Raw genomic sequence first — 19,952 nt, forward strand, 5'->3', positions numbered from 1 at the left:
TGCTCCGTCCTCACCTGGGTTGCACCAGCATGCTATCAGCTGCTGCAGAGGGAGGGGCGGGCCATCCATAAAGGGGGAAGCCGTCGGCTACGCGTGCACCACGCGGCCGTAGGCGTCGAGAACGGCCTCGTGCATGGTTTCGGACAGGGTCGGGTGCGGGAACACCGTGTGCATCAGGTCCTCCTCGGTGGTTTCGAGGTTCATCGCCACCACGAAGCCCTGGATCAGCTCCGTCACCTCCGCGCCCACCATGTGGGCTCCCAGCAGCTGGCCGGTGTCGGCGTCGAAGATCGTCTTCACCATGCCCTCGGGCTCGCCGAGCGCGATGGCCTTGCCGTTGCCGATGAACTTGAAGCGCCCGACCTTCAGCTTGTGCCCGGCCTCCTTGGCCTTGGCTTCGGTCAGCCCCACGGACGCGATCTGCGGCTGGCAATAGGTGCAGCCGGGGATCATGGCGCGGTCGAGCGCGTGGGTGTGCATTCCCTTGATGGTTTCGACGCAGATCACGCCCTCGTGCTCGGCCTTGTGGGCCAGCATCGGGGGACCGGCGATGTCGCCGATGGCGTAGATGCCGGCCACGTTGGTGCGGCCGAAGCCGTCGGTCGCCACCGTGTTGCGCTCCACCTTCACGCCCAGCGCTTCGAGCCCGATGTTCTCCGTGTTGCCCACGACGCCCACGGCCGAGATCATGCGGTCGGCGGTGATCTGGGACGTGCCGCCCTTGCCGTCGTCGATGGTGGCCGTGATGGAGTCGGCGCCCTTCACCACGCCCGTCACCTTCGACCCGGTGAGGATCTTGATGCCCATCTTCTCGAAGCGGCCGCGCGCGAAGGCGGCGATCTCCGGATCCTCGACGGGCAGGATCTGCGGCAGCACCTCGACGATCGTCACCTCGGCGCCCATCGCGCGGTAGAAATAGGCGAACTCGACCCCGATCGCGCCCGACCCCATCACCAGCAGCGACTTGGGGAAAGTCTGCGGGACCATCGCCTCGTAATAGGTCCAGATCAGCTTGCCGTCGGGCTCGAGGCCCGGCAGCGCGCGCGGGCGGGCGCCCGTCGCCACGATGATGTGGGGGGCCGTATAGGTGCCCTCGGCCTTGGCGCCCTTCGGCGGCGGCACCGGCTTGCCGCCGAGCGCCGACCGCGTGGCGGGCTTCACCGCGACGGTGCCGACCTTGGTGATCGTCGCCTCGCCCCAGATGACGTCGACCTTGTTCTTCTTCAGCAGGAAGCCGACGCCGCCCGAAAGCTGCGCCGACACGCCGCGCGACCGGCCGACCACCTTGCCGAGGTCGAAGCCCGTGCCGGTGGCCGACAGGCCGTAGGCGTCGGCGTGCTGCATGGTGTGGTAGACCTCGGCCGAGCGCAGCAGGGCCTTCGTGGGGATGCAGCCCCAGTTGAGGCAGATGCCGCCGAGGTGCTCGCGGTCGATCACGGCGGTCTTGAAGCCGAGCTGCGCCGCCCGGATGGCCGTGACGTAGCCGCCCGGGCCGGCCCCGACCACGATGATGTCGTATGCGTCAGCCATGGCGTGTCGCTCTCGATGGGATGGCGTCGTTTGGATGCGGATTGGGACAGGAGGCCGGAGCGCGCGCGGCCCCGCCGCCTCCCCAGGATCCGGTGGAGGCGGCGGCCGGGCGCGCCTTTCAGACCAGCATGCTCATCGGATGCTCGATGAAGTCCTTGAAGGCGCTCATCAGCTCGGCGCCGAGCGCGCCGTCCACCGCGCGGTGGTCGGTCGACAGCGTCACCGTCATCACGGTCGCGACCTTCGGCTCGCCGCCCTTCACCACGACGCGCTTCTCGCCGGCGCCCACCGCCAGGATCGTGGCATGGGGCGGGTTGACGATGGCCTGGAAGTTCTTGACCCCGAACATGCCGAGGTTGGACACCGCGGTGGTGCCGCCCTCGTATTCGGTGGGCTTCAGCTTCCGGGATTTCGCGCGCGACGCCATGTCCTTGACCTCGCCCGAGATGGTCGACAGCGTCTTGGTTTCGGCCGCGCGGACGATGGGGGTGATGAGGCCGCCGGGGATCGACACCGCCACGCCCACGTCGGCGTGCTTGTGCTTCAGCATGGCGCCGTCGGTCCAGGACACGTTGGCCTCGGGCACGCGCTTGAGCGCCAGCGCCAGCGCCTTGATGATGAAATCGTTGACCGACAGCTTGAAGGCCGGCTTGCCGTCCTTGTCCTTCGGCGCCGAGCCGTTCACCTGCTCGCGCAGCGCCATCAGGGCGTCGAGCTCGCAGTCGGCCGACAGGTAGAAGTGTGGGATGGTCTGCTTCGCTTCGGTGAGGCGGCGCGCGATGGTCTTGCGCATCCCGTCATGCGGCACCTCCTCGAAGGAGCCGGCCGGGAACATCTTCTTCACCTGCTCGTCCGACGCGCCGGCGGGCTTGGGGGCGGCGGCTGCGGGGGCCGGCGCCGCGGCGGGCGCGGCCTGGGGCGCGGGCGCCGGGGCGGCTGCGGCCTTCGGCGGGTTGGCGATGGCGGAGCGGACGTCGCGCTCGACGATGCGGCCGTGCGGGCCCGACCCCTTCACCGACGCGACGTCGAGACCCGCCTCCTTGGCGACGCGGCGCGCCAGCGGCGACGCGAAGACGCGCCCGCTGGCCGGCTGGGCTCCGCCGCCGGCCTGAGGCGCCGGGGCCGCACCGCCCGCCGCCGGCTTGGCGTCCACGGGCTTCAGTTCCGGGGCGCGCTCGTACTGGTGCCCTTCCGGCACCGTGAGGTCGCCGGCCGACGCCGCCTGGGGCGGCGGGGCGGCCGAAGCGGGCGCCGGCGTCGCGGGCGCCTTGGCGCCGCCGCCCGCCGCCACCGCCGACACATCCTCGCCGTCGGCGGCAATCAGGCCGATCAGCTCGTTGACGGGCACGTCCGCAGTGCCCTCCGGCACGACGATCTTCGCCAGCACGCCCTCGTCGACCGCTTCCACCTCCATGGTGGCCTTGTCGGTCTCGATCTCGGCAATCACGTCGCCGGACTTGATGGCGTCGCCTTCCTTCTTCAACCACTTGGCGAGGTTGCCCTTCTCCATCGTGGGGGACAGGGCCGGCATCAGGATGTTGGTGGGCATGGACGCCTCGAAGGGGGGCCGGAGCAGCCGGGCTGCCGAAGATGCGAGGAAGCGGCAGGCCCTCACGAACCTGCCGAAAGCCCGGCGGAGCGCGCCGGGCCGGGTGGTCACCGGTAGGTGACCGCCTTCACGGCCGCCACCACGTCGGCGACGGTCGGCAGGGCCAGCTTTTCGAGGTTGGCGGCGTAGGGCATCGGCACGTCCTTGCCGCTGACCCGCAGCACGGGCGCGTCGAGGTCGTCGAAGGCGAGCTCCATCAGCCGCGCCGCGATCTCGGCGCCGACGCCGGATTGGGCCCAGCCCTCCTCCACGGTGACGCAGCGGTTGGTCTTCTTGACCGACCGCACCACCGTGTCGATGTCCATCGGCCGGATGGTGCGCAGGTCGACGACCTCGGCCTCGATGCCCTCCTTGGCGAGCTCGTCGGCGGCCTTCAGGGCATAGGTCATGCCGATCGACCAGGACACGATGGTGACGTCCTTGCCCCGGCGCGCCACCTTGGCCTTGCCGATCGGCACCAGGATGTCGTCGCCCTCCGGCACCTCGAAGCTTTGCCCGTACAGGATCTCGTTTTCGAGGAACACGACCGGGTTCGGGTCGCGGATGGCGCTCTTCAGCAGGCCCTTGGCGTCGGCGGCCGAGTAGGGCGCCACGACCTTGAGGCCGGGCACGGACGAATACCAGGCGGTGTAGTCCTGGCTGTGCTGGGCGCCGACGCGGGCCGCCGCGCCGTTAGGGCCGCGGAACACGATGGGCGACCCCATCTGGCCACCGGACATGTAGAGCGTCTTGGCCGCCGAGTTGATGATGTGGTCGATCGCCTGCATGGCGAAGTTGAACGTCATGAATTCGACGATGGGCTTCAGGCCCGACATCGAGGCGCCGACGCAGATGCCGGCGAAGCCGTGCTCGGTGATGGGCGTGTCGATGACGCGCTTGGCGCCGAACTCCTGCAGCAGCCCCTGGGTGACCTTGTAGGCGCCCTGGTATTCGGCGACCTCCTCGCCCATCACGAAGACCTTGGGCTCGCGCCGCATCTCCTCCGCCATGGCGTCGCGGAGCGCTTCGCGCACCGTCATGGTGACCATCTTGGTGCCGGCCGGCACGTCCGGGGCGTCCGGCTCGGGCGCGCCGCCCTTCAACGCGTGGTCGGCGGCGTCGGCGGTCGGGCCGGGGCCGGGCTGGCCGGGCGCCTTGGGCTTCTCCTGGAGGTCCGGCGCGCCGGGCTTGGCCCCTTCCGGCACGGATCCGCCCGCCGCCGGGGCGGACGCCTCCGCCTTCGGGGCGGGGGCCGCGCCCGCGGGCGCGGCATCCGCCGCTTCGCCCTCGGCGACGATCACGCCGATGGGCGTGTTGACCGCCACGTTGTCGGTGCCCTCCTCGACCAGGATGGCGCCGAGCGTGCCCTCGTCGACCGCTTCCACCTCCATCGTGGCCTTGTCGGTCTCGATCTCGGCGAGGACGTCGCCGGACTTGACCTGATCGCCGACCTTCTTGACCCACTTGGACAGCTTGCCCTGCTCCATCGTCGGGGACAGGGCGGGCATCAATACGTTGGTGGCCATGGTTCTTCCCTAGAGCCTGTCAGGCGGTCAGAGCGTGATGTCGGTCCACAGCTCCGACGGATCGGGCTCGGGGTCGGCTTGGGCGAAATCGGCGGCCTCGGCCACCACGGCGCGGATCTTGGCGTCGACGGCCTTGAGGTCGTCCTCGGTGACGCCGTGCTCCTTGACGAGGCGCGAGCGGACCTGCTCGATCGGGTCCTGCTGGTCGCGCATCTTCTGCACCTCCTCGCGGGTGCGGTACTTCGCGGGATCCGACATGGAATGGCCGCGGTAGCGGTAGGTCTGCATCTCGAGGATCATCGGCCCCTTGCCGGACCGGCAATGCTCGGCCGCTTCCTCGCCCGCCGCCTTGACGGCGCGCACGTCCATGCCGTCGACCTGCATGCCGGGGATGGCGAAGGACACGCCCCGCTTCGAGAAGTCGGTCTGCGCCGAGGAGCGCGTCACCGACGTGCCCATGGCATAGCGGTTGTTCTCGATGACGTAGATGATGGGGAGCTTCCACAGCTCCGCCATGTTGAAGCTCTCGTAAACCTGGCCCTGGTTGGCGGCGCCGTCGCCGAAATACGCCATGGCGATGGAGCCGTCGCCGTCGTACTGGCTGGCGAAGGCGAGGCCGGTGCCGAGCGACACCTGGGCGCCCACGATGCCGTGGCCGCCGTAGAAGTTCTTCTCCTTCGAGAACATGTGCATGGAGCCGCCCTTGCCGCGGCTGTAGCCGCCCCGGCGCCCGGTCAGCTCCGCCATCACGCCCTTCGGGTCCATGCCGCAGGCCAGCATGTGGCCGTGGTCCCGGTAGCCGGTGATGACCTTGTCCTTCGGCGTGGTGGCCATCTTCATGCCGACCACCACGGCTTCCTGGCCGATGTAGAGGTGGCAGAAGCCGCCGATCAGGCCCATGCCGTACATCTGGCCGGCCTTCTCCTCGAAGCGGCGGATCAGCAGCATGTCGTAGTAGCTGTCCATCTCCTCGCCCTTCGTGAAGGCGGCGAAATGGTTGCGCTGGCCCGACACGTCGTGGGCGTCGTCCTCGGCGCGGGAGAGTTCTGCGGCTACGGCCATGGGCGCTCCTTCATGCGACAGCGGCGCCGTCGAGGGCGCCGTTCACATCTTCCGGAGCGCAAACTAGCCGAGCGGGCCGCCGAAGGCGAGAGCCGCGACGCCGCTTCCACGGCTCACCAACCCGCTGTTTTGCATGGGTAATCTGCACCTTCTGCATGCTGCGGCGCACCAAATCGGTGTTGCGCTGCAGTTGTATGCAAATATGCCGACCCTGCGGCCCGCCGTCGTCAGCGCTTGCGGTTGGCGTCGGTGAAGATCACGAGGTCCCGCGGGTCGACGTAGCCGAGCTTCAAGCGGATCTCCTCGGATGCCAGGTCGCGGTCCACCGTGTCGCTGTGCATCAGGGTGACGCGGTGGAGCCAGCCGGCGCGCTCCGCCTTGAGCCTGTCGAGGTCGGCGCGCAGCTCGGCGATCTGGATCTTGTACTCGTCCTTGGCCTTCAGCCCGCGCTCGCCGTGGATGGCGGTCTGGATGAAGTAAGCCGACATCGCCCCCGACACGGCGTAGAGGAGCAGCGGGGTGAGGATGGCGCGGAGGCGCGTGCGGACGACCATGGGACCACCCTGCACGCCCCGGGTTGATGCGGCGTTAAGGACGTCGGCGGACGGGACGCTGCGACGGAATGCCGGCCACGGGCGTTGACGGCGCGACCCCGCCCGGAGCCGCCCGCATGCCCGATCCCGTCGACCTGTTCCCCGGCTTCGCGTCCCGCACCGTGTCGACCGAAGGCGCCCGCATTTTCGCGCGGGTCGGCGGCGAAGGGCCGCCGCTGCTGCTCGTCCACGGCTTCCCCGAAACCTCGGCGCAGTGGCACCGCATCGCGCCGAAGCTCGCGGAGCGCTTCACCGTCGTGGTGCCGGACCTGCGCGGGTACGGCTGGTCGTCGGCGCCGGCGAGCCGCGACGGGGACGGCTACACCAAGCGCGCCATGGGCGCCGACCTCGTGGCGCTGATGGACGACCTCGGCTTCGCGCGCTTCCGCTTCGTCGGCCACGACCGCGGGGCCCGCGTCGGCTATCGCCTCGCCCTCGACCAGCCGGGACGGATCGAGCGCCTGGCGCTGCTCGACATCGTGCCGACGGTGGACGTGTGGCGCTCGCGCGAGGCCGACCCGGACGTGTCGCCGCACTGGCCCTGGCTGGCCCGCCCTGCCCCGGAACCCGAGCGCGCCATCGGCGCCGACCCGATCAGCTATTTCGAGGGCCTGCTGGCCAAATGGAGCGGCGCGAAGGACCTGTCGCCCTTCGCGCCCGACGCCCTGGCGCTGTACCGCGCGTCCTGGAACGAGCCGTCGCGCATCCACGCCATGTGCGAGGACTACCGCGCCGGGGCCGCGCAGGACGTCGACGCCGACCGGGCCGACGAGGCCGCGGGCCGCACGATCGCCTGCCCGGTGCTCGTGGTGGCGAGCCGCCATTACCTCGTCAAGGCGGGCAAGCCGGCGCCGGTCGAGGTTTGGCGGTCGCGGCTCGCCCCCGACGCGCGAGGCGTCGAAACCGACACCGGACACTTCATGGCCGAGGAGGACCCGGACGCGACGCTGGCGGCGCTGACGGCGTTCCTGTAGGGGCGCGGCCGTCCGGCGGGACCTCGCCTCAGCGCGTCGGGCCGCCGGGCCCGTGCAGGAGCAGCAGCCGCGCCAGCGTGTCCCGCGTGCCCGGGTCCATCGCGCCGTCGACGCGCGCCGGGCGGTGGCGCCGCTGGAAGGCTTCGACGACGCCGCGGCTCGCCGCGTCGTGGATCCCCGACGGCGCGATGCCGTAGCCGAGGCGGGCGAGGTCCGCCTGCACGGCTCGCACCTCCTCCGGGTCGAGCGGCAGGCCGATCGAACCGTCGTCGGAGGGCTCGACCCAGATCGCCGCACCGGCGTCGGCCAGCCGTTTCCAGGGGAACAGTTCGCCCGGGTCCCGCTTGCGCGACGGCGCGATGTCGGAATGGGCGAGCACGCGCTCGGGCGCGATGCCGTGCCTGTCCATCACGTCGCGGCAAAGGGCGATCACCGCCGCGACCTGCGCCTCAGGATAGGCCGGCAGGCCGAAGTCGTGGCCGCCGTTGACGATCTCGACGCCGATCGAAGCCGAGTTGAGGTCGTCGGCGCCGCACCACAGGCCGCGCCCCGCGTGCCAGGCGCGACGAGATTCGGGCACGAGCTGGATCACCGTGCCGTCCTCCTCCACCACGTAGTGGCAGGAGACTTCGGCTTCGGGGTCGCACAGGCGGCGCAGGGCGGACGGCCCGTCCGCCATGCCGGTGTAATGCACCACGATGGCGTCGGGCCGCGCCGGGCCGCGCCGGGCGTTGTGGTTCGGCGAAGGACGGACGGCCGCGGCGACGCGGCTGTCCGTCGCCGGTGCGGCCGCCTCCTCGCTCAATAGTTCGACGGCGGGACGGCGCGGTAGCCGGCGAGCTTCAAGCAGACGGGGTTGCCGTATTCGTCGTAGCCCATCCTGGCGCAGGCGCGCGGCGGCGGCGCATATTCGACGGGCGGCGCGTAGCCGTAGCGGGGCGTCGACGCCGCGCCCAGCACCGCACCCGTGCCGGCACCCACGGCCGCACCGGCCAGCGCGCCCATCGGGCGCCCCGTGGCGAGGCCGCCGATGAGGGCACCCGTGGCGCCGCCCAAGACGGCGCCGCGGCCGGCGTTGTAGTCTTGGGGCGTCTGCGCCGCGCAGCCGGCCAGCGCGAGCGCCGACAGCATGGCGGCACCGACCGCCGCGGATCTCTTGTTCATCTCGACTCCCTTCGGCACGACGCCGAACCCGGCCCAACCCGACGCGCGACCCTGCCGCCGGCAACGTGAATGCCGGCCTAACGATGAGGATGCCCGCCCCTCGACCGGGCGGGATCGCGCGGGTCCGCCCACGCCGTCCCGCCCAGAATCCCCGCGAAGGGCAGCGGGGGCTCAATCGGGAGGAAAACGGGCTTTTCTGCGGAAGATTCGGATGCGGGGACACGCTCGGCAGCTCGGAACCGTCCGCGACGGCCGATCCCGGGCGCGACCGTGTCAAAAACAGCACAGACGATCGAAATCGACGCGGACGAACCGGGCTTCATCGGGCTTCAACACATCGTGGCGACGGCGGGCCTGGAATTCGACGCATTTGGGCGGCGCTCTGCCGGTCCGATCAATCAGGGTGGAGGAAGCGGCTTGTTGTGGATGTCGCGTGCGTTTCTCGCGGCCGGCGCCCTGCTGGCGTCGGCCGCCCTGGCCCTGGCCGACGGGGACATGCACCAGTCGCCCGAGCTGGTGAACGCGCCGATCGCGGCGCCCGCGGCCGTGGCGCCCGCGGCGCCCGTCGCGGAAGCCGCCCCGCCGTCCCGCCGATCCGGCCGCAGGCGCACCCGCCTCGCCCGGGCGCACGAGCGCAGGGTGGCCCGCGCCGCCGCCGCCCTCACCCGCAGCGTCGACCCGTTCGGCGGCATCCGGCACCTCACCATCGGGTCGGTGCCGGCGCCCCTGCCGCCGGCGCACGGCGACGACGTGGGCGCCGCGGTGGCGACGCTGGAAGCGCCCGCCCCCGCCGGCAACCGCGAAGCCGCGGCACCGACGCCCGACACCTCCGCCTCCGCCTTCGAGGGCGCCCGCGAAGCGGCGTCGCACTCCTTGGCGGAGATGCTGGCCAAGCACGCCTTCGAGGAAGGGGTGCCGGTCGCGCTCGCCAAGGCGGTGGTCCGCATCGAGAGCGGCGGCAACGCCCGCGCGTCCAACCACGGCGCGCTCGGCCTGATGCAGATCAAGTGGGCGACGGCCCGCGCGGTGGGGTTCAGCGGGCCGGCCGCGGGGCTGCTCGTCGCCGACACCAACCTGCGCTTCGGCATGAAGGTGCTGGCCCAGGCCTATCGCGACGCCCACGGCGACCTGTGCGGCGCGTTGATGCGCTACCAGTCGGGGCACCTCGCCCGCCGCGCCAACGCTGCCAACCGCGCCTATTGCGCCCGCGCCCGCTCCCTCATGGCACGCGGCTGACGCGCGCGTGGCGGATTGGGATCCGGACCTCTACACCCGCTTCGAAGACGAGCGCACGCGCCCGGCGGCCGACCTGCTCGGCCGCGTCGCGCTCCGCTCACCCCGCCTCGCCGTCGACCTCGGCTGCGGCCCGGGCAACTCCACGGAGCTGATCCTCCGCCGCTTCCCGGACGCCGAGGTGGTCGGCCTCGACACCTCGGCGGCGATGCTGGACAGCGCGCGCCGCCGCCTGCCCGCCCTCCGCTTCGAGGCGGCCGACGCCGCCACCTGGACGCCCCGGCGCCCGCCGGACTTGATCTTCGCCAATGCCGTGCTGCAATGGGTGCCGGACCACCCGACGCTGCTGCCGAGGCTCTTCGGGCTGCTCGCGCCCGGCGGCGTCCTGGCCGTGCAGATGCCCGACAACCTGGCGGAGCCGTCCCATCGGCTGATGCGCGAGGTGGCGGCGAGCGGCCCCTGGTCGGCAGCGATCGGCGACCCCGCCGTGGCGGGGCGGGTCGGCCGCATGCTGGACGTGGACGGCTATTACGACACGCTGGCGCCGCTGGCCGCCACGGTCGAGGTGTGGCGCACCGCCTACCAGCACCGCATGGACGGGGCGGCCTCCATCGTCGCGTGGCTCAGCGCCACCGGGCTGAAACCCTTCGTCGACCCGCTGCCGCCCGACCTGAAGGCGGGTTTTCTGAGCGCCTACGAGCGGGCCATCGACGGCGCCTATCCGGCCCGCGCGGACCGGCGGCGCCTCCTCGCCTTCCCGCGCGTGTTCATGGTGGCGACGAAGCCGGCCTGAGCAGACGTTCGTGGGTCGACCCCCGAATGTCTGCTCCCCGTCGCAGGGAAGGATGGCAGGGCCGCAACCGGCCGTCGCGCCCGGCGGCGGCGCCCGCGACGACGCGGCGGCGAACCGGATGGCGCCGGCAGGGGTTTTGCGGAGCGAACCCGCCGGAGCCCCGCCCCCATGGCCGATCAGCAGCCCAAACCCGACCTCCTCGCCGGCGTCGCCCTCGACGCCATCCCGGCCTCCGGCCTGCTCGCCGGGACGATCGGGACGCGCGACGCCGTGCTGGTGCGCGACGGCGACGCGATCCGCGCCGTCGGCGCCAAATGCACCCATCTCGGGGCGCCGCTGGCCCAGGGGATGCTCGTCGGCGGCGAATTGCGCTGCCCCTGGCACCACGCCTGCTTCGACGTGGCGTCCGGCCGCGCCGCCAAGGCGCCCGCCTTCGATCCCCTGCCGGTCTGGCCGGTGGCGGTGGAGGATGGCCGCGCCCGCGTCACCCAGGCCGAGCCCGTCGCCCCGCCCCGCGCCGCCATCGTCCTGGCCGAAGGGCCCTTCGTGATCGTCGGCGGGGGCGCCGCCGGCTTCGCCGCCGCCGTGGCGCTGAAGGAGGGCGCGCCGCGCGCCCGGGTGACCGTGGTGTCGGACGACGACCACGCACCTTACGATCGCACGATCCTCACCAAGGACTACCTCGACGGCAAGTTCGGGGACGACCGCCTGCCCATCGCGCAGACGGACCTCGCGGGGCTCGGCGTCGAGCTCCGGCTGTCGACGGCCGTGGCGCGCGTCGACCGCGCCCGCCGCGAGGTCGTCCTCGCGGACGGCGAAGCCCTGCCCTACGCCAAGCTGCTGCTGGCGACCGGCGCCGAGCCGATCCGCCCCGACCTGCCGGGGGCGGACGGCGACCATGTCCGCGTGCTGCGCAGCCTCGCCGACTGCCGCGCCGTGCTGGCGCGCATCGGCACCGCGAAGGAGATCGTCGTGCTCGGGGCGAGCTTCATCGGCCTCGAAGCCGCCGCCTCGCTGCGGAGCCGCGGCCTCTCGGTCACGGTGGTGTCGCCCGAGGAGGCGCCGACCGCCGCGGTGTTCGGCCAGGCGGCGTCGGACGCGATCATGGCGGTGCATCGGGCCAAGGGGGTCGCGTTCAGGCTCGGCCGCGAGGTCCAGGCCATCGGGGCGGGCGACGTGACGCTCGACGACGGCGAGCGGCTCCCCGCCGACCTGGTGGTGCTCGGCACCGGCGTGTTCCCCCGGACCGCGCTCGCCGAGGCGGCGGGATTGGCGGTGGACGACGGGGTCGTGGTCGACGCCCACCTCAGGACCTCGGATCCGGACGTCTTTGCGGCCGGCGACATCGCGCGCTGGCCCGACCCGCACACGGGTCGCGACATCCGCGTCGAGCATTGGGTGGTGGCGCAGCGCCAGGGCCAGGCGGCGGCGGCCGCCATGCTGGGCCGGCCGGAGGCCTTCGCGGCGGTGCCGTTCTTCTGGTCGAAGCACTTCGACCTGTCGCTGCGCTACATCGGCCACGCCGGGCGGGACGCCGAGGTCGCGGTGGACGGCTCGCCGGCGGACCGCGACGCTACAATCGCCTTTTCGCGGGGCGGACGCGTTGAAGCGGTGGCCACGATGGGGCGCGACGTGGAGTCGCTGGAGCGGGAAGCCGCCATGGAGCGCGCCGTCGCGGCGCGGTGAGCGGGCGGCGACGGCCGCCGCCCGTCCCGTCAGCGCGGCGGCATCATGCCCTTGCCGCCCGGAGGCTTCGGCGGCCAGGAGCCCTGGGGCCGGTCGAGGCTCTGCTCGTGGCCGATCGCGCGTTCCACCACGTCGATGAACTGTTGCAGGTTCATGAAGTCGCCGGCGGCATCGCCCGACGTGTGGGGGTCGGCCACCAGCGTGGTCACGAGGTTGCGGCGGTCCTCGACGAGGAAATCGCGGAGCGCTCGCAGGCTGTCGATGTGTTCTTTCACGGGACATCTCGGGAGGAAGGGCGCCGCCGGACGGCCGCGTTCCGCCGTCCGCATAGCCGAAACGGCGCTTCCGGGCCACCGCGGGGGCGCGACGGCGGCCGGGGTGGGTGCAATTCAACGCCGGTTCACCATCTGGGGTGAGAGTGAGGGCTTGCCCATTTGTAATGCCGCCGCGCTTGCCCCCCGGGCGGCGCGACGGTAGCCGATGGGGCCCATCCCCGCGCGGCGCGGTCCAAGCCCGCGCGGCGCAGCCCAGGACAGGCGGCTTGAACGCACCGATCTCCGATCTCGAAGCCATCCCCATGTACAATGGGGGCTTCATGGCGGTGGCGCAGCTCGCCAGCCACCACGGCGTGCTGGCCTCCGCGGCCCAGCTCAGCCACGATTCCGGGCTCGGCGACGCCCCGCCCACGGCCGAGGACCTCGCCCGCTCCGCCATCCGGGTCGGGCTGAAGGCCCGCGTGGTGCGCGACCCCGACGTCAAGCGGATGAAGACCATCCCGGTGCCCGCCATCGTCAAGGTGAAGGACGGCACCTGGGCGGTGTTCGGCGTTGAAACCGAGCCGGGGCTGCACCGCGTCATCGACCCGCTGACGCGCCGCCAGGTCCAGCTCTCGATCCCCGAGGTGCTGGAGCGGCTCGACCGCGAGGTGATCCTCGTCGGCAAGAGCGCCGGCCTCGCCGCCGAACAGCTGAAGTTCGGCCTCGGCTGGTTCGTGCCGGCCATCAGGCGCTACCACAAGCCGCTGGTGCACGTCCTCGTCACGTCCTTCTTCATCAACCTGCTGGCCCTCGCGACCCCGCTGGTGTTCCAGCTCGTCGTCGACAAGGTGCTGGTGTCGAAGAGCTATTCGACGCTGGTGGTGGTCATCTCCGCCATGGTGCTGATTTCCATCTTTTCCGGCATCCTGAAGTACCTGCGCGCCTATGTGCTGAACCACACGTCGAACCGCATCGACGTCGAGCTCGGCGCCAAGCTGTATGCCCACCTGATCCGCCTGCCGATCTCCTACTTCGAGCGCCGCCCCGCCGGCATCATCGTGACCCGCGCCCGCGAGATCGAGACGGTGCGGCGCTTCATGACGGACCAGAGCCTCACGTCGGTCGTCGACCTGCTGTTCCTGTTCATCTACCTCGGCGTGCTGATGCTCTACTCGCCGGCCCTGACGCTGGTGATCCTGCTGCTGATCCCGGTCTATTTCGGCATCAGCCTGCTGGTGAAGCCGACCTACCGCAGGCGGCTGAAGGACAAGTTCCGCCGCTGGTCCAAGGCGCAGCAGCTCCTCGTCGAGACGATCGTCGGCGTGCAGACCATCAAGGCCTCGGCGGTCGAGCCCATCTTCCAGAAGATGTGGGAGGAGCGGCTGTCGGCCTACGTCAAGGCGGGCTTCGCCTCGACCATGCTGGGCACCATCACCCAGACCAGCATCTCCTTCGTCACCAACCTGCAGACGGCGCTGATCCTGTTCTTCGGCACGCAGCTCGTCATCTCGGGCTCCATGACGGTGGGCGGCCTCATCGCCTTCTCGATGATCGGGCAGCGCGTCACGCAGCCGATCCTGCGCTCGGCGCAGCTGTACCAGGGCTTCCAGGAGGTGCAGGTGTCGCTCGAGCACCTGGCCGACATCCTCGACGCGCCGGTGGAGCAGCAGCCCGCGGCGCTGCAGGCATTGCCCGCGCCGAAGGGCGCCATCGAACTGCGCGACGTGTCGTTCCGCTATCGCCCCGAGCTGCCCGAAGCGCTGCGCAAGGTCAGCCTCGCGATCCGGCCGGGCGAGGTGATCGGCATCGTCGGCCCGTCGGGCTCCGGCAAGTCGACCCTGACCAAGCTCGTGCAGCGGTTCCACGCGCCGTCGAGCGGCGACATCCTGGTCGACGGCATCGACATCGCCCAGGTGGACCCGACCTGGCTGCGGCGGCAGCTCGGCGTCGTGCTGCAGGAGAACTTCCTGTTCAACCAGACCGTCCACGAGAACATCGCGCTCGCCAATCCGGCGCTGTCGCGCGCCGGGGTGGTGCGGGTGGCCAAGCTCGCCGGCGCCGACGAGTTCATCGCCAAACTGCCGCAGGGCTACGACACGGTGATCGAGGAGCGGGGCGCCAACCTGTCGGGCGGCCAGCGCCAGCGCATCGCCATCGCGCGGGCGCTCGCCACCGATCCGCGGATCCTGATCCTCGACGAGGCCACCAGCGCGCTCGACTACGAGAGCGAGCGCATCATCCGCCACAACATGGACCATATCGCGCGGGGGCGCACCGTGATCATCATCGCCCACCGCCTCGCCGCCGTGCGCCACTGCGACCGCATCGTCGGCATGACCAAGGGCGAGATCATCGAGATCGGCACCCACGACGACCTGATCGGCCGCCGCGACGGCCTCTACGCGCGGCTGTGGTCCCTCCAGACCGATCAGGTGAGCGCATGACCACGATGCGCCGCGGATCCATCGCGGGGGCGGACGCGCTCGACGCCGCTCCCGGAAACGTGCAGCCCGGCCCCCCGGCGGAGGGCGCCGCCGCGGTTCTCGCCGATCCCGCTGCTCCGGCTCCCGGGCGCCGACGCCGCGGCGTCCCGGCGGAACAGAATGGGGCCGCGCTGACCGCGACCGCCGGGGAAACGCCGAGCCGCCGCCTCCAGGCGGCCCGCGCGGTCGCGGCGGTCCCGGCCCCCGCCCGCTCCGACGGGCCGCAGCGCGACACCGTGGCGCCCGGCCGCCGGCTGCAGGGCGCCGGGGGCGCGCAGACGCCGCGTCCCGCCGGCCCGGGGCGCGACGTGACGGTGGCGGGCGCCGGCCAGCCCGCCCGCAGGAAGCACGCCGGGCGCCCGGTGATCGACCTCGACGAGCTGTGGGCCCCCGTCAAGCCCGACCGCGCCGCCGTCGACCGCGAGTTCCTGCCCGGGGCGCTGGAGATCCTGGAAGCGCCGGCGTCGCCGATCCGCGTGTGGCTCATCTATGCGCTGTGCGGGCTGGTCACGGCGGCGCTGGCGTGGTCCTGGTTCGGCCATCTCGACGTTTATGCCGACGCGACCGGCAAGGTGCAGGCGTCGGGCCGCACCAAGGTGGTGCAGCCGGTCGAATCCGGCAGGGTCGAGGAGATCCAGGCCACCGACGGGGACCACGTGAAGGCGGGTGCCGTGCTGGTGCGGCTCGACCCGACGTCGGCCATCGCCGACCGCAACGTCACGCGGGACCAGCTGTGGAACGCCCGCGGCGAGGTCATCCGCCACCAGGCGGAGATCGGAGCCCTCGCCTCCGAGAAGGTGAACACCGCCCCGAAGGTCGAATGGCCGTCCGATCTGCCCGGCTACGTCACGGCGCGCGAAACGCAGGCCCTGACGGGCGAGCTGTCGAGCATCGCCGCCACCTTGGCGAGCCTGCAGGCCGAGCGGGTCGCCACCGTGGCCGACCGCGACAAGTACCAGGCCAACATCGAGCCGCAGAAGAAGGTGATCGCCCTCGTCACCGAGCACCTCGGCATGGGCAACCAGCTGTACAAGGACGGTTACAACAGCCGGCTCACGGTGATCACCGAGGAACAGCAGCTGCAGACGGCGCAGCTCCAGCTCGTCAACCTGCAGGGCAGCCTGGCCCAGGCCGAAGCCGCCATCCCGGTCATCGACGCCAAGATCCTGTCGACGCGTCAAACCTTCGTGACGACGAACACGACCGCGCTGGTCCAGTCCCAGCAGCAGGTCGACAAGCTCCGCCAGGACCTCGCCAAGGCCGACGAGAAGGTGGACCACATGACCCTCACGTCTCCGATCGACGGCACCGTGCAGGCCACCGCGGTGACCACGGTGGGCCAGGTCGTCACCACGGGCCAGCAGCTCATGCAGGTCGTGCCGGAAGGCACGCCGCTGGAGGTCGACGCCTATATCCTCAACTCGGACGCGGGCTTCGTCCGTGTGGGCCAGGATGCGACCATCAAGGTCGACACGTTCCCCTACACGCGCTACGGCACCATCTCGGGCAAGGTGACCAAGGTGGCGGCCGACGCGCTGCCGGGCAAGCAGGCGCAGCAGCAGCAGGGCAACGGTTCGACGCCGCCCAGCGCCGATGGGTCCATGTCGGTGACGAGCGCGGCGCAGCAGGTGACGGACCTCGTCTTCCCCGTGACGGTGGTGCCGGACCAGCCCGGCCTCATGGTGGACGGCCGCTTGAGGAAACTCACCTCCGGAATGACCGTCACGGTTGAAATTCGCACCGAAAGCCGGCGCGCGATCGACTACATCTTGTCGCCTCTGCATTCGCTCTTCGAACAATCGGCGCAGGAACGATGACGGGATCGTCGCGTTGTCAGGATTGAGACAACGATCGGTCTGGGTCGCGCGAGCAACACGTCCACACTTCCGTAAGGCTGTCCGACGCAAGCTGGAGCGTGGCCTTGTCCGTGGGGCAGGTTTCGACGTAGATGACACGCTGAGGACGCGATCCGTCGGCGATGCCAGGTGGGTGTGGTTCGATCCCTCTGCTTCGCGGCGGGAAGAGATGATGGGAGCTCAGGATGGCTGGATATTACGGCTACAGCAGCTACGGCTACAGCAGCTATGGCTATAGCTCGTACGGCTACAGCAGCTACGGTTACGGCTCGTATGGGTACAGCTCGTACGGCTACGGCAGCTACGGCTTCGCCTACGGCGGATACTACGGCTACGGCGGATACTACGGCTACGGTGGCTATTATGGCTACGGCGGCTACTACGGTTACGGTGGCTACAGCTACGGCGGCTACTACGGCTACGGCGGTTACAGCTACGGTGGCTACTACGGCTACGGTGGTTACAGCTACGGTGGTTACTACGGCTACGGCGGCTACAGCTACGGTGGCTACTATGGCTACGGTGGCTACTACGGCGGCGGGTACGCCGGTTACTACGGTGGCGGGTACGCTGGCTACTACGGTGGCGGGTACGCCGGCTACTACGGCTCTTCCTACGGCGGCGGATACTATTCGGCCTACAGCGCCGCCGCGTAAAGCGCTTCGCTGCTTCGACGAGCTACATCGGGGGGCGCCGGCTTTCGAGCCGGCGCCCTTTTCGTTGGGCCAGCCGGCGTTCAACGGTCGGCGGCGACGAGGCCCAGCCAGTTGCGGTAGAACTGCGTCGCGGACGCCTGCCACAGGTTCAGCATGGGCAGGCGACAGGCCCAGTCGCGCGGAAACGCGTCCCAGGAGGCCAGCGAGCGCTCCTTCCGGGCCCGCGCCTCGAAGTCGGCGACCGCCCCTTCGGTGCGCGCGTCGAAATAGCCGGACGGCAGCGCCGGGAGATCGTCCCCGTGGCCCGCCAGGAAGCGATGGGCATCGCGGCGGTATTCCCGGAACAGCGTGTCGGCATCGTATTCGGGGTGGCCCTGCAGGAACACGAAGAGGCTGGCCCACTGCTTGGTGAAGCAGTCGATCCCCGCTTCCATCGAGCGCGACGCGATCCGGTAGCCATGCGAGCGGAGGTCGCCTTCGGCGAGGTCGTTCCAGCGGGAATGCGGCACGCGCAGGCCGGAGGGCGCCCCCGCGAACAGCCCGCCATCCGCCACGGGAACGCATTCGAACAGGCCGAAGCGCTTCCGGGGCAGCTTCCGCCGCGCGATCCCGTCGAGGTGGAGCACCGCGGCATGGGCGGCGAGGCAGGACCAGATGGTCGAAACGGTATTGTGCTCGGCCCAATCGACGACGCGCGTCAGCGCATCCCAGTAGGGCTCGTCGGCCAGGGACGGGGCGAGGGGCTCGGCCCCGGTGACGATGAGGGCGTCGAGCCTCGCCCGCTCCAGCGCGTCCGAGCCGCGGTAGCGGCCCGCCATGGCGCTCCGGGCCGCGTCCCCGCGCGGCAGCTCGCCGAGGGAGAACAGGTGGAGGTGCACGTCGAGCGGACCCGAAGCGGCGGCGAGCAGGCGGGCGAACTGGCGCTCCGTCGCCTTCAGCGCCACATCGGGCATGTTGTTGACGAGGCCGATGTCGAGCCGGCCCGGGCGCCGGCCGGGGATCGACCCGGGCGGCTCGACCCCTTCGATCGTGCCGAGGCAGGCATCGACACCCTGGACCATCAGCGGCATGGGCGCCCTCCCCCCGACACGCGCGACGCGGCGCTCATTCCGCCGCCAGCGGCCGTTCACCGCGGCGCGCCGCGGCGGCCAGGGCCTGATCGAGGTCGGCCAGGATGTCGTCGATGTGCTCGATGCCGACGCTGAGCCGGATCGTTTCCGGACGCACGCCGGCGCCGACCTGTTGCGCCGGCGACATCTGGCGATGCGTCGTCGAGGCGGGGTGGCAGGCGAGGGACTTCACGTCGCCGATGTTGACGAGGCGCTTCACCAGCTTCAGCGCGTCGTAGAACGCCTGCCCGCCGGCATACCCGCCAGTGGCGCCGAAGGTCAGCAGCGACGGCGGCCGGCCGCCGAGGTAGCGCTGCGCCAGGGCGTGGTAGGGCGAGGACGGGAAGCCGGCGTAGTTGACCCAGGCGACGCGCGGGTCGGCGGCGAGGAAATCGGCCACCCGGCGGGCGTTGGCGACGTGGCGCTCGACGCGCAGCGCCACCGTCTCGATGCCCTGGATCAGCAGGAAGGCGCTCATCGCGGGCAGCACCGCGCCCGTCGTGCGCTGGTAAACGCTGCGCAGCCGGGCCGCGAAGGCGGTGCGCCCGAAGCGCTCCGCGTAGACCATGCCGTGGTACGAGGCGTCGGGTTCGCAGAACATGGGGAAGCGCGCGGCGTTGGCGGCCCAGTCGAACGTGCCTCCGTCCACCACGGCGCCGCCCAGCGTCGTGCCGTGGCCGCCCATGAACTTGGTGAGCGATTCCACCACGATGTCGGCGCCATGCTCGATCGGCCGCACCAGGATGGGGGTCGCGACCGTGTTGTCGACGACGAGCGGCACGCCGTGCCGGTGGGCCACCTCGGCCAGCGCGGCGAGGTCGGGGATGTTGCCGGCCGGGTTGCCGACGCTTTCGCAGAACACCGCCCGGGTGTCGGCGTCGATCATGCGCTCGACGTCGTCCGCGGAATCCGATGCGGCGAAGCGGCCCGTGATGCCCATGCGGGGCAACGTATGGGCGAGCAGCGTGTGGGTGGTGCCGTAGAGCTGCGGCACGGTGACGATGTTGCCGCCGCGGTCGGCGAGGTTCGCCAACGCGTAATAGGTGGCGGCCTGGCCCGTCGACACCGCGACCGCCGCGGCGCCGCCTTCCAGCGCGGCGACGCGCTCCTCCAGCACCGCCACGGTGGGGTTGGCGATGCGGCTGTAGCGGTAGCCCTCCTCCTCCAGGTTGAACAGCGCCGCGCCGTGGTCCGCGCTGTCGAAGGCGAAGGCGACGGACTGGTAGATCGGCACCGCGACCGCGTGGGTCGCCGGGTCGTCGGCGAAGCCGGCGTGAAGCGCGATCGTCTCGTTCCGCATGGCTGAGGTCCCCGTCCCGTTTCGACGCGCGCCGCGCTCGCGCGCGCCGCGCCCTAACCCATTCCGGCACGATCCTGGGCGATCGCGATGAAAGGCGCGTCAACACCGGCCGCCCCTGCAACGGTCGCGCCGAAAGACCGAC

The 19,952-nt window shown here is 71.2% G+C and carries 17 protein-coding genes; 7 read left to right on the forward strand and 10 right to left on the reverse strand.

The window, feature by feature from the left end; genetic code table 11:
• Nucleotides 1-87 precede the first annotated feature (87 nt).
• The 5 genes from lpdA to D3273_RS00025 form a co-directional block, all read right to left on the reverse strand.
• On the reverse strand, nucleotides 88-1,530 hold the full coding sequence (lpdA, locus tag D3273_RS00005; protein ID WP_129222535.1) for a dihydrolipoyl dehydrogenase: 1,443 nt from the start codon (nucleotides 1,528-1,530) through the stop codon (nucleotides 88-90).
• Between the two features lie 118 nt (nucleotides 1,531-1,648).
• Complete coding sequence (locus D3273_RS00010; protein ID WP_129222536.1) at nucleotides 1,649-3,079, reverse strand: pyruvate dehydrogenase complex dihydrolipoamide acetyltransferase; 1,431 nt, start codon at nucleotides 3,077-3,079, stop codon at nucleotides 1,649-1,651.
• Between the two features lie 107 nt (nucleotides 3,080-3,186).
• Nucleotides 3,187-4,644 (reverse strand): pyruvate dehydrogenase complex E1 component subunit beta, encoded by a 1,458-nt coding sequence (locus tag D3273_RS00015; RefSeq protein ID WP_129222537.1) that lies wholly within the window; start codon nucleotides 4,642-4,644, stop codon nucleotides 3,187-3,189.
• A gap of 27 nt (nucleotides 4,645-4,671) precedes the next feature.
• The gene (pdhA, locus tag D3273_RS00020) at nucleotides 4,672-5,706 is read right to left on the reverse strand and encodes a pyruvate dehydrogenase (acetyl-transferring) E1 component subunit alpha (protein ID WP_129222538.1); all 1,035 of its coding nucleotides are present in this window, start codon (nucleotides 5,704-5,706) and stop codon (nucleotides 4,672-4,674) included.
• Nucleotides 5,707-5,933: 227 nt separating this feature from the next.
• Nucleotides 5,934-6,260, reverse strand: coding sequence for an FtsB family cell division protein (locus D3273_RS00025; RefSeq protein ID WP_129222539.1), 327 nt, complete (start codon nucleotides 6,258-6,260; stop codon nucleotides 5,934-5,936).
• A gap of 116 nt (nucleotides 6,261-6,376) precedes the next feature.
• Here D3273_RS00025 and D3273_RS00030 point away from each other — a divergent pair, with 116 nt between their 5' ends.
• On the forward strand, nucleotides 6,377-7,273 hold the full coding sequence (locus D3273_RS00030) for an alpha/beta fold hydrolase (RefSeq protein WP_129222540.1): 897 nt from the start codon (nucleotides 6,377-6,379) through the stop codon (nucleotides 7,271-7,273).
• Nucleotides 7,274-7,301: 28 nt separating this feature from the next.
• Here the strand turns inward: D3273_RS00030 and D3273_RS00035 are convergent, their stop codons facing one another.
• Both D3273_RS00035 and D3273_RS00040 read right to left on the reverse strand, forming a co-directional pair.
• A complete protein-coding gene (locus D3273_RS00035; RefSeq protein WP_129222541.1) occupies nucleotides 7,302-8,078 on the reverse strand; it encodes an N-acetylmuramoyl-L-alanine amidase in 777 nt (258 codons plus the stop codon).
• Nucleotides 8,075-8,437 carry a YMGG-like glycine zipper-containing protein gene (locus D3273_RS00040; protein WP_129222542.1) on the reverse strand — a complete coding sequence of 121 codons (363 nt, stop codon included), beginning with the start codon at nucleotides 8,435-8,437 and terminating at the stop codon, nucleotides 8,075-8,077. The genes D3273_RS00035 and D3273_RS00040 overlap by 4 nt, the downstream gene beginning before the upstream one ends.
• Before the next feature lie 426 nt (nucleotides 8,438-8,863).
• Between D3273_RS00040 and D3273_RS00045 the strand changes: the two genes are divergently transcribed.
• The 3 genes from D3273_RS00045 to D3273_RS00055 all read left to right on the forward strand — a co-directional run bounded on the left by D3273_RS00045 (nucleotide 8,864) and on the right by D3273_RS00055 (nucleotide 12,149).
• Nucleotides 8,864-9,673, forward strand: a complete 810-nt coding sequence (locus D3273_RS00045) for a lytic transglycosylase domain-containing protein (RefSeq protein WP_129222543.1) — start codon at nucleotides 8,864-8,866, stop codon at nucleotides 9,671-9,673.
• A 7-nt stretch (nucleotides 9,674-9,680) separates the two neighbouring features.
• The gene (gene tam, locus D3273_RS00050; RefSeq protein WP_129222544.1) at nucleotides 9,681-10,463 is read left to right on the forward strand and encodes a trans-aconitate 2-methyltransferase; all 783 of its coding nucleotides are present in this window, start codon (nucleotides 9,681-9,683) and stop codon (nucleotides 10,461-10,463) included.
• A gap of 168 nt (nucleotides 10,464-10,631) precedes the next feature.
• Entirely contained in the window at nucleotides 10,632-12,149 is a 1,518-nt protein-coding gene (locus tag D3273_RS00055) for an FAD-dependent oxidoreductase (protein ID WP_129222545.1), read from the forward strand.
• Between the two features lie 29 nt (nucleotides 12,150-12,178).
• Here D3273_RS00055 and D3273_RS00060 read toward each other — a convergent pair whose 3' ends face one another.
• On the reverse strand, nucleotides 12,179-12,424 hold the full coding sequence (locus D3273_RS00060; RefSeq protein ID WP_129222546.1) for a flagellar export protein FliJ: 246 nt from the start codon (nucleotides 12,422-12,424) through the stop codon (nucleotides 12,179-12,181).
• Nucleotides 12,425-12,690: 266 nt separating this feature from the next.
• On the opposite strand from D3273_RS00060, the gene D3273_RS00065 reads away from it, so the two are divergent.
• The 3 genes from D3273_RS00065 (at nucleotide 12,691) to D3273_RS00075 (ending at nucleotide 17,401) form a co-directional block, all read left to right on the forward strand.
• Entirely contained in the window at nucleotides 12,691-14,850 is a 2,160-nt protein-coding gene (locus D3273_RS00065) for a type I secretion system permease/ATPase (protein WP_245500908.1), read from the forward strand.
• Entirely contained in the window at nucleotides 14,847-16,706 is a 1,860-nt protein-coding gene (locus D3273_RS00070; protein WP_129222547.1) for an HlyD family type I secretion periplasmic adaptor subunit, read from the forward strand. The genes D3273_RS00065 and D3273_RS00070 overlap by 4 nt, the downstream gene beginning before the upstream one ends.
• Nucleotides 16,707-16,930: 224 nt before the next feature.
• Nucleotides 16,931-17,401 carry a hypothetical protein gene (locus D3273_RS00075; RefSeq protein ID WP_129222548.1) on the forward strand — a complete coding sequence of 157 codons (471 nt, stop codon included), beginning with the start codon at nucleotides 16,931-16,933 and terminating at the stop codon, nucleotides 17,399-17,401.
• Nucleotides 17,402-17,481: 80 nt separating this feature from the next.
• Here D3273_RS00075 and metA read toward each other — a convergent pair whose 3' ends face one another.
• Together metA and D3273_RS00085 are read right to left on the reverse strand one after the other, a co-directional pair.
• Complete coding sequence (metA, locus tag D3273_RS00080; RefSeq protein ID WP_245500909.1) at nucleotides 17,482-18,471, reverse strand: homoserine O-succinyltransferase MetA; 990 nt, start codon at nucleotides 18,469-18,471, stop codon at nucleotides 17,482-17,484.
• A gap of 34 nt (nucleotides 18,472-18,505) precedes the next feature.
• A complete protein-coding gene (locus D3273_RS00085) occupies nucleotides 18,506-19,810 on the reverse strand; it encodes an O-acetylhomoserine aminocarboxypropyltransferase/cysteine synthase family protein (RefSeq protein WP_129222549.1) in 1,305 nt (434 codons plus the stop codon).
• Nucleotides 19,811-19,952 lie beyond the last annotated feature (142 nt).

The organism is Lichenibacterium minor (assembly GCF_004137685.1).
Taxonomy (GTDB): domain Bacteria; phylum Pseudomonadota; class Alphaproteobacteria; order Rhizobiales; family Beijerinckiaceae; genus Lichenihabitans; species Lichenihabitans minor.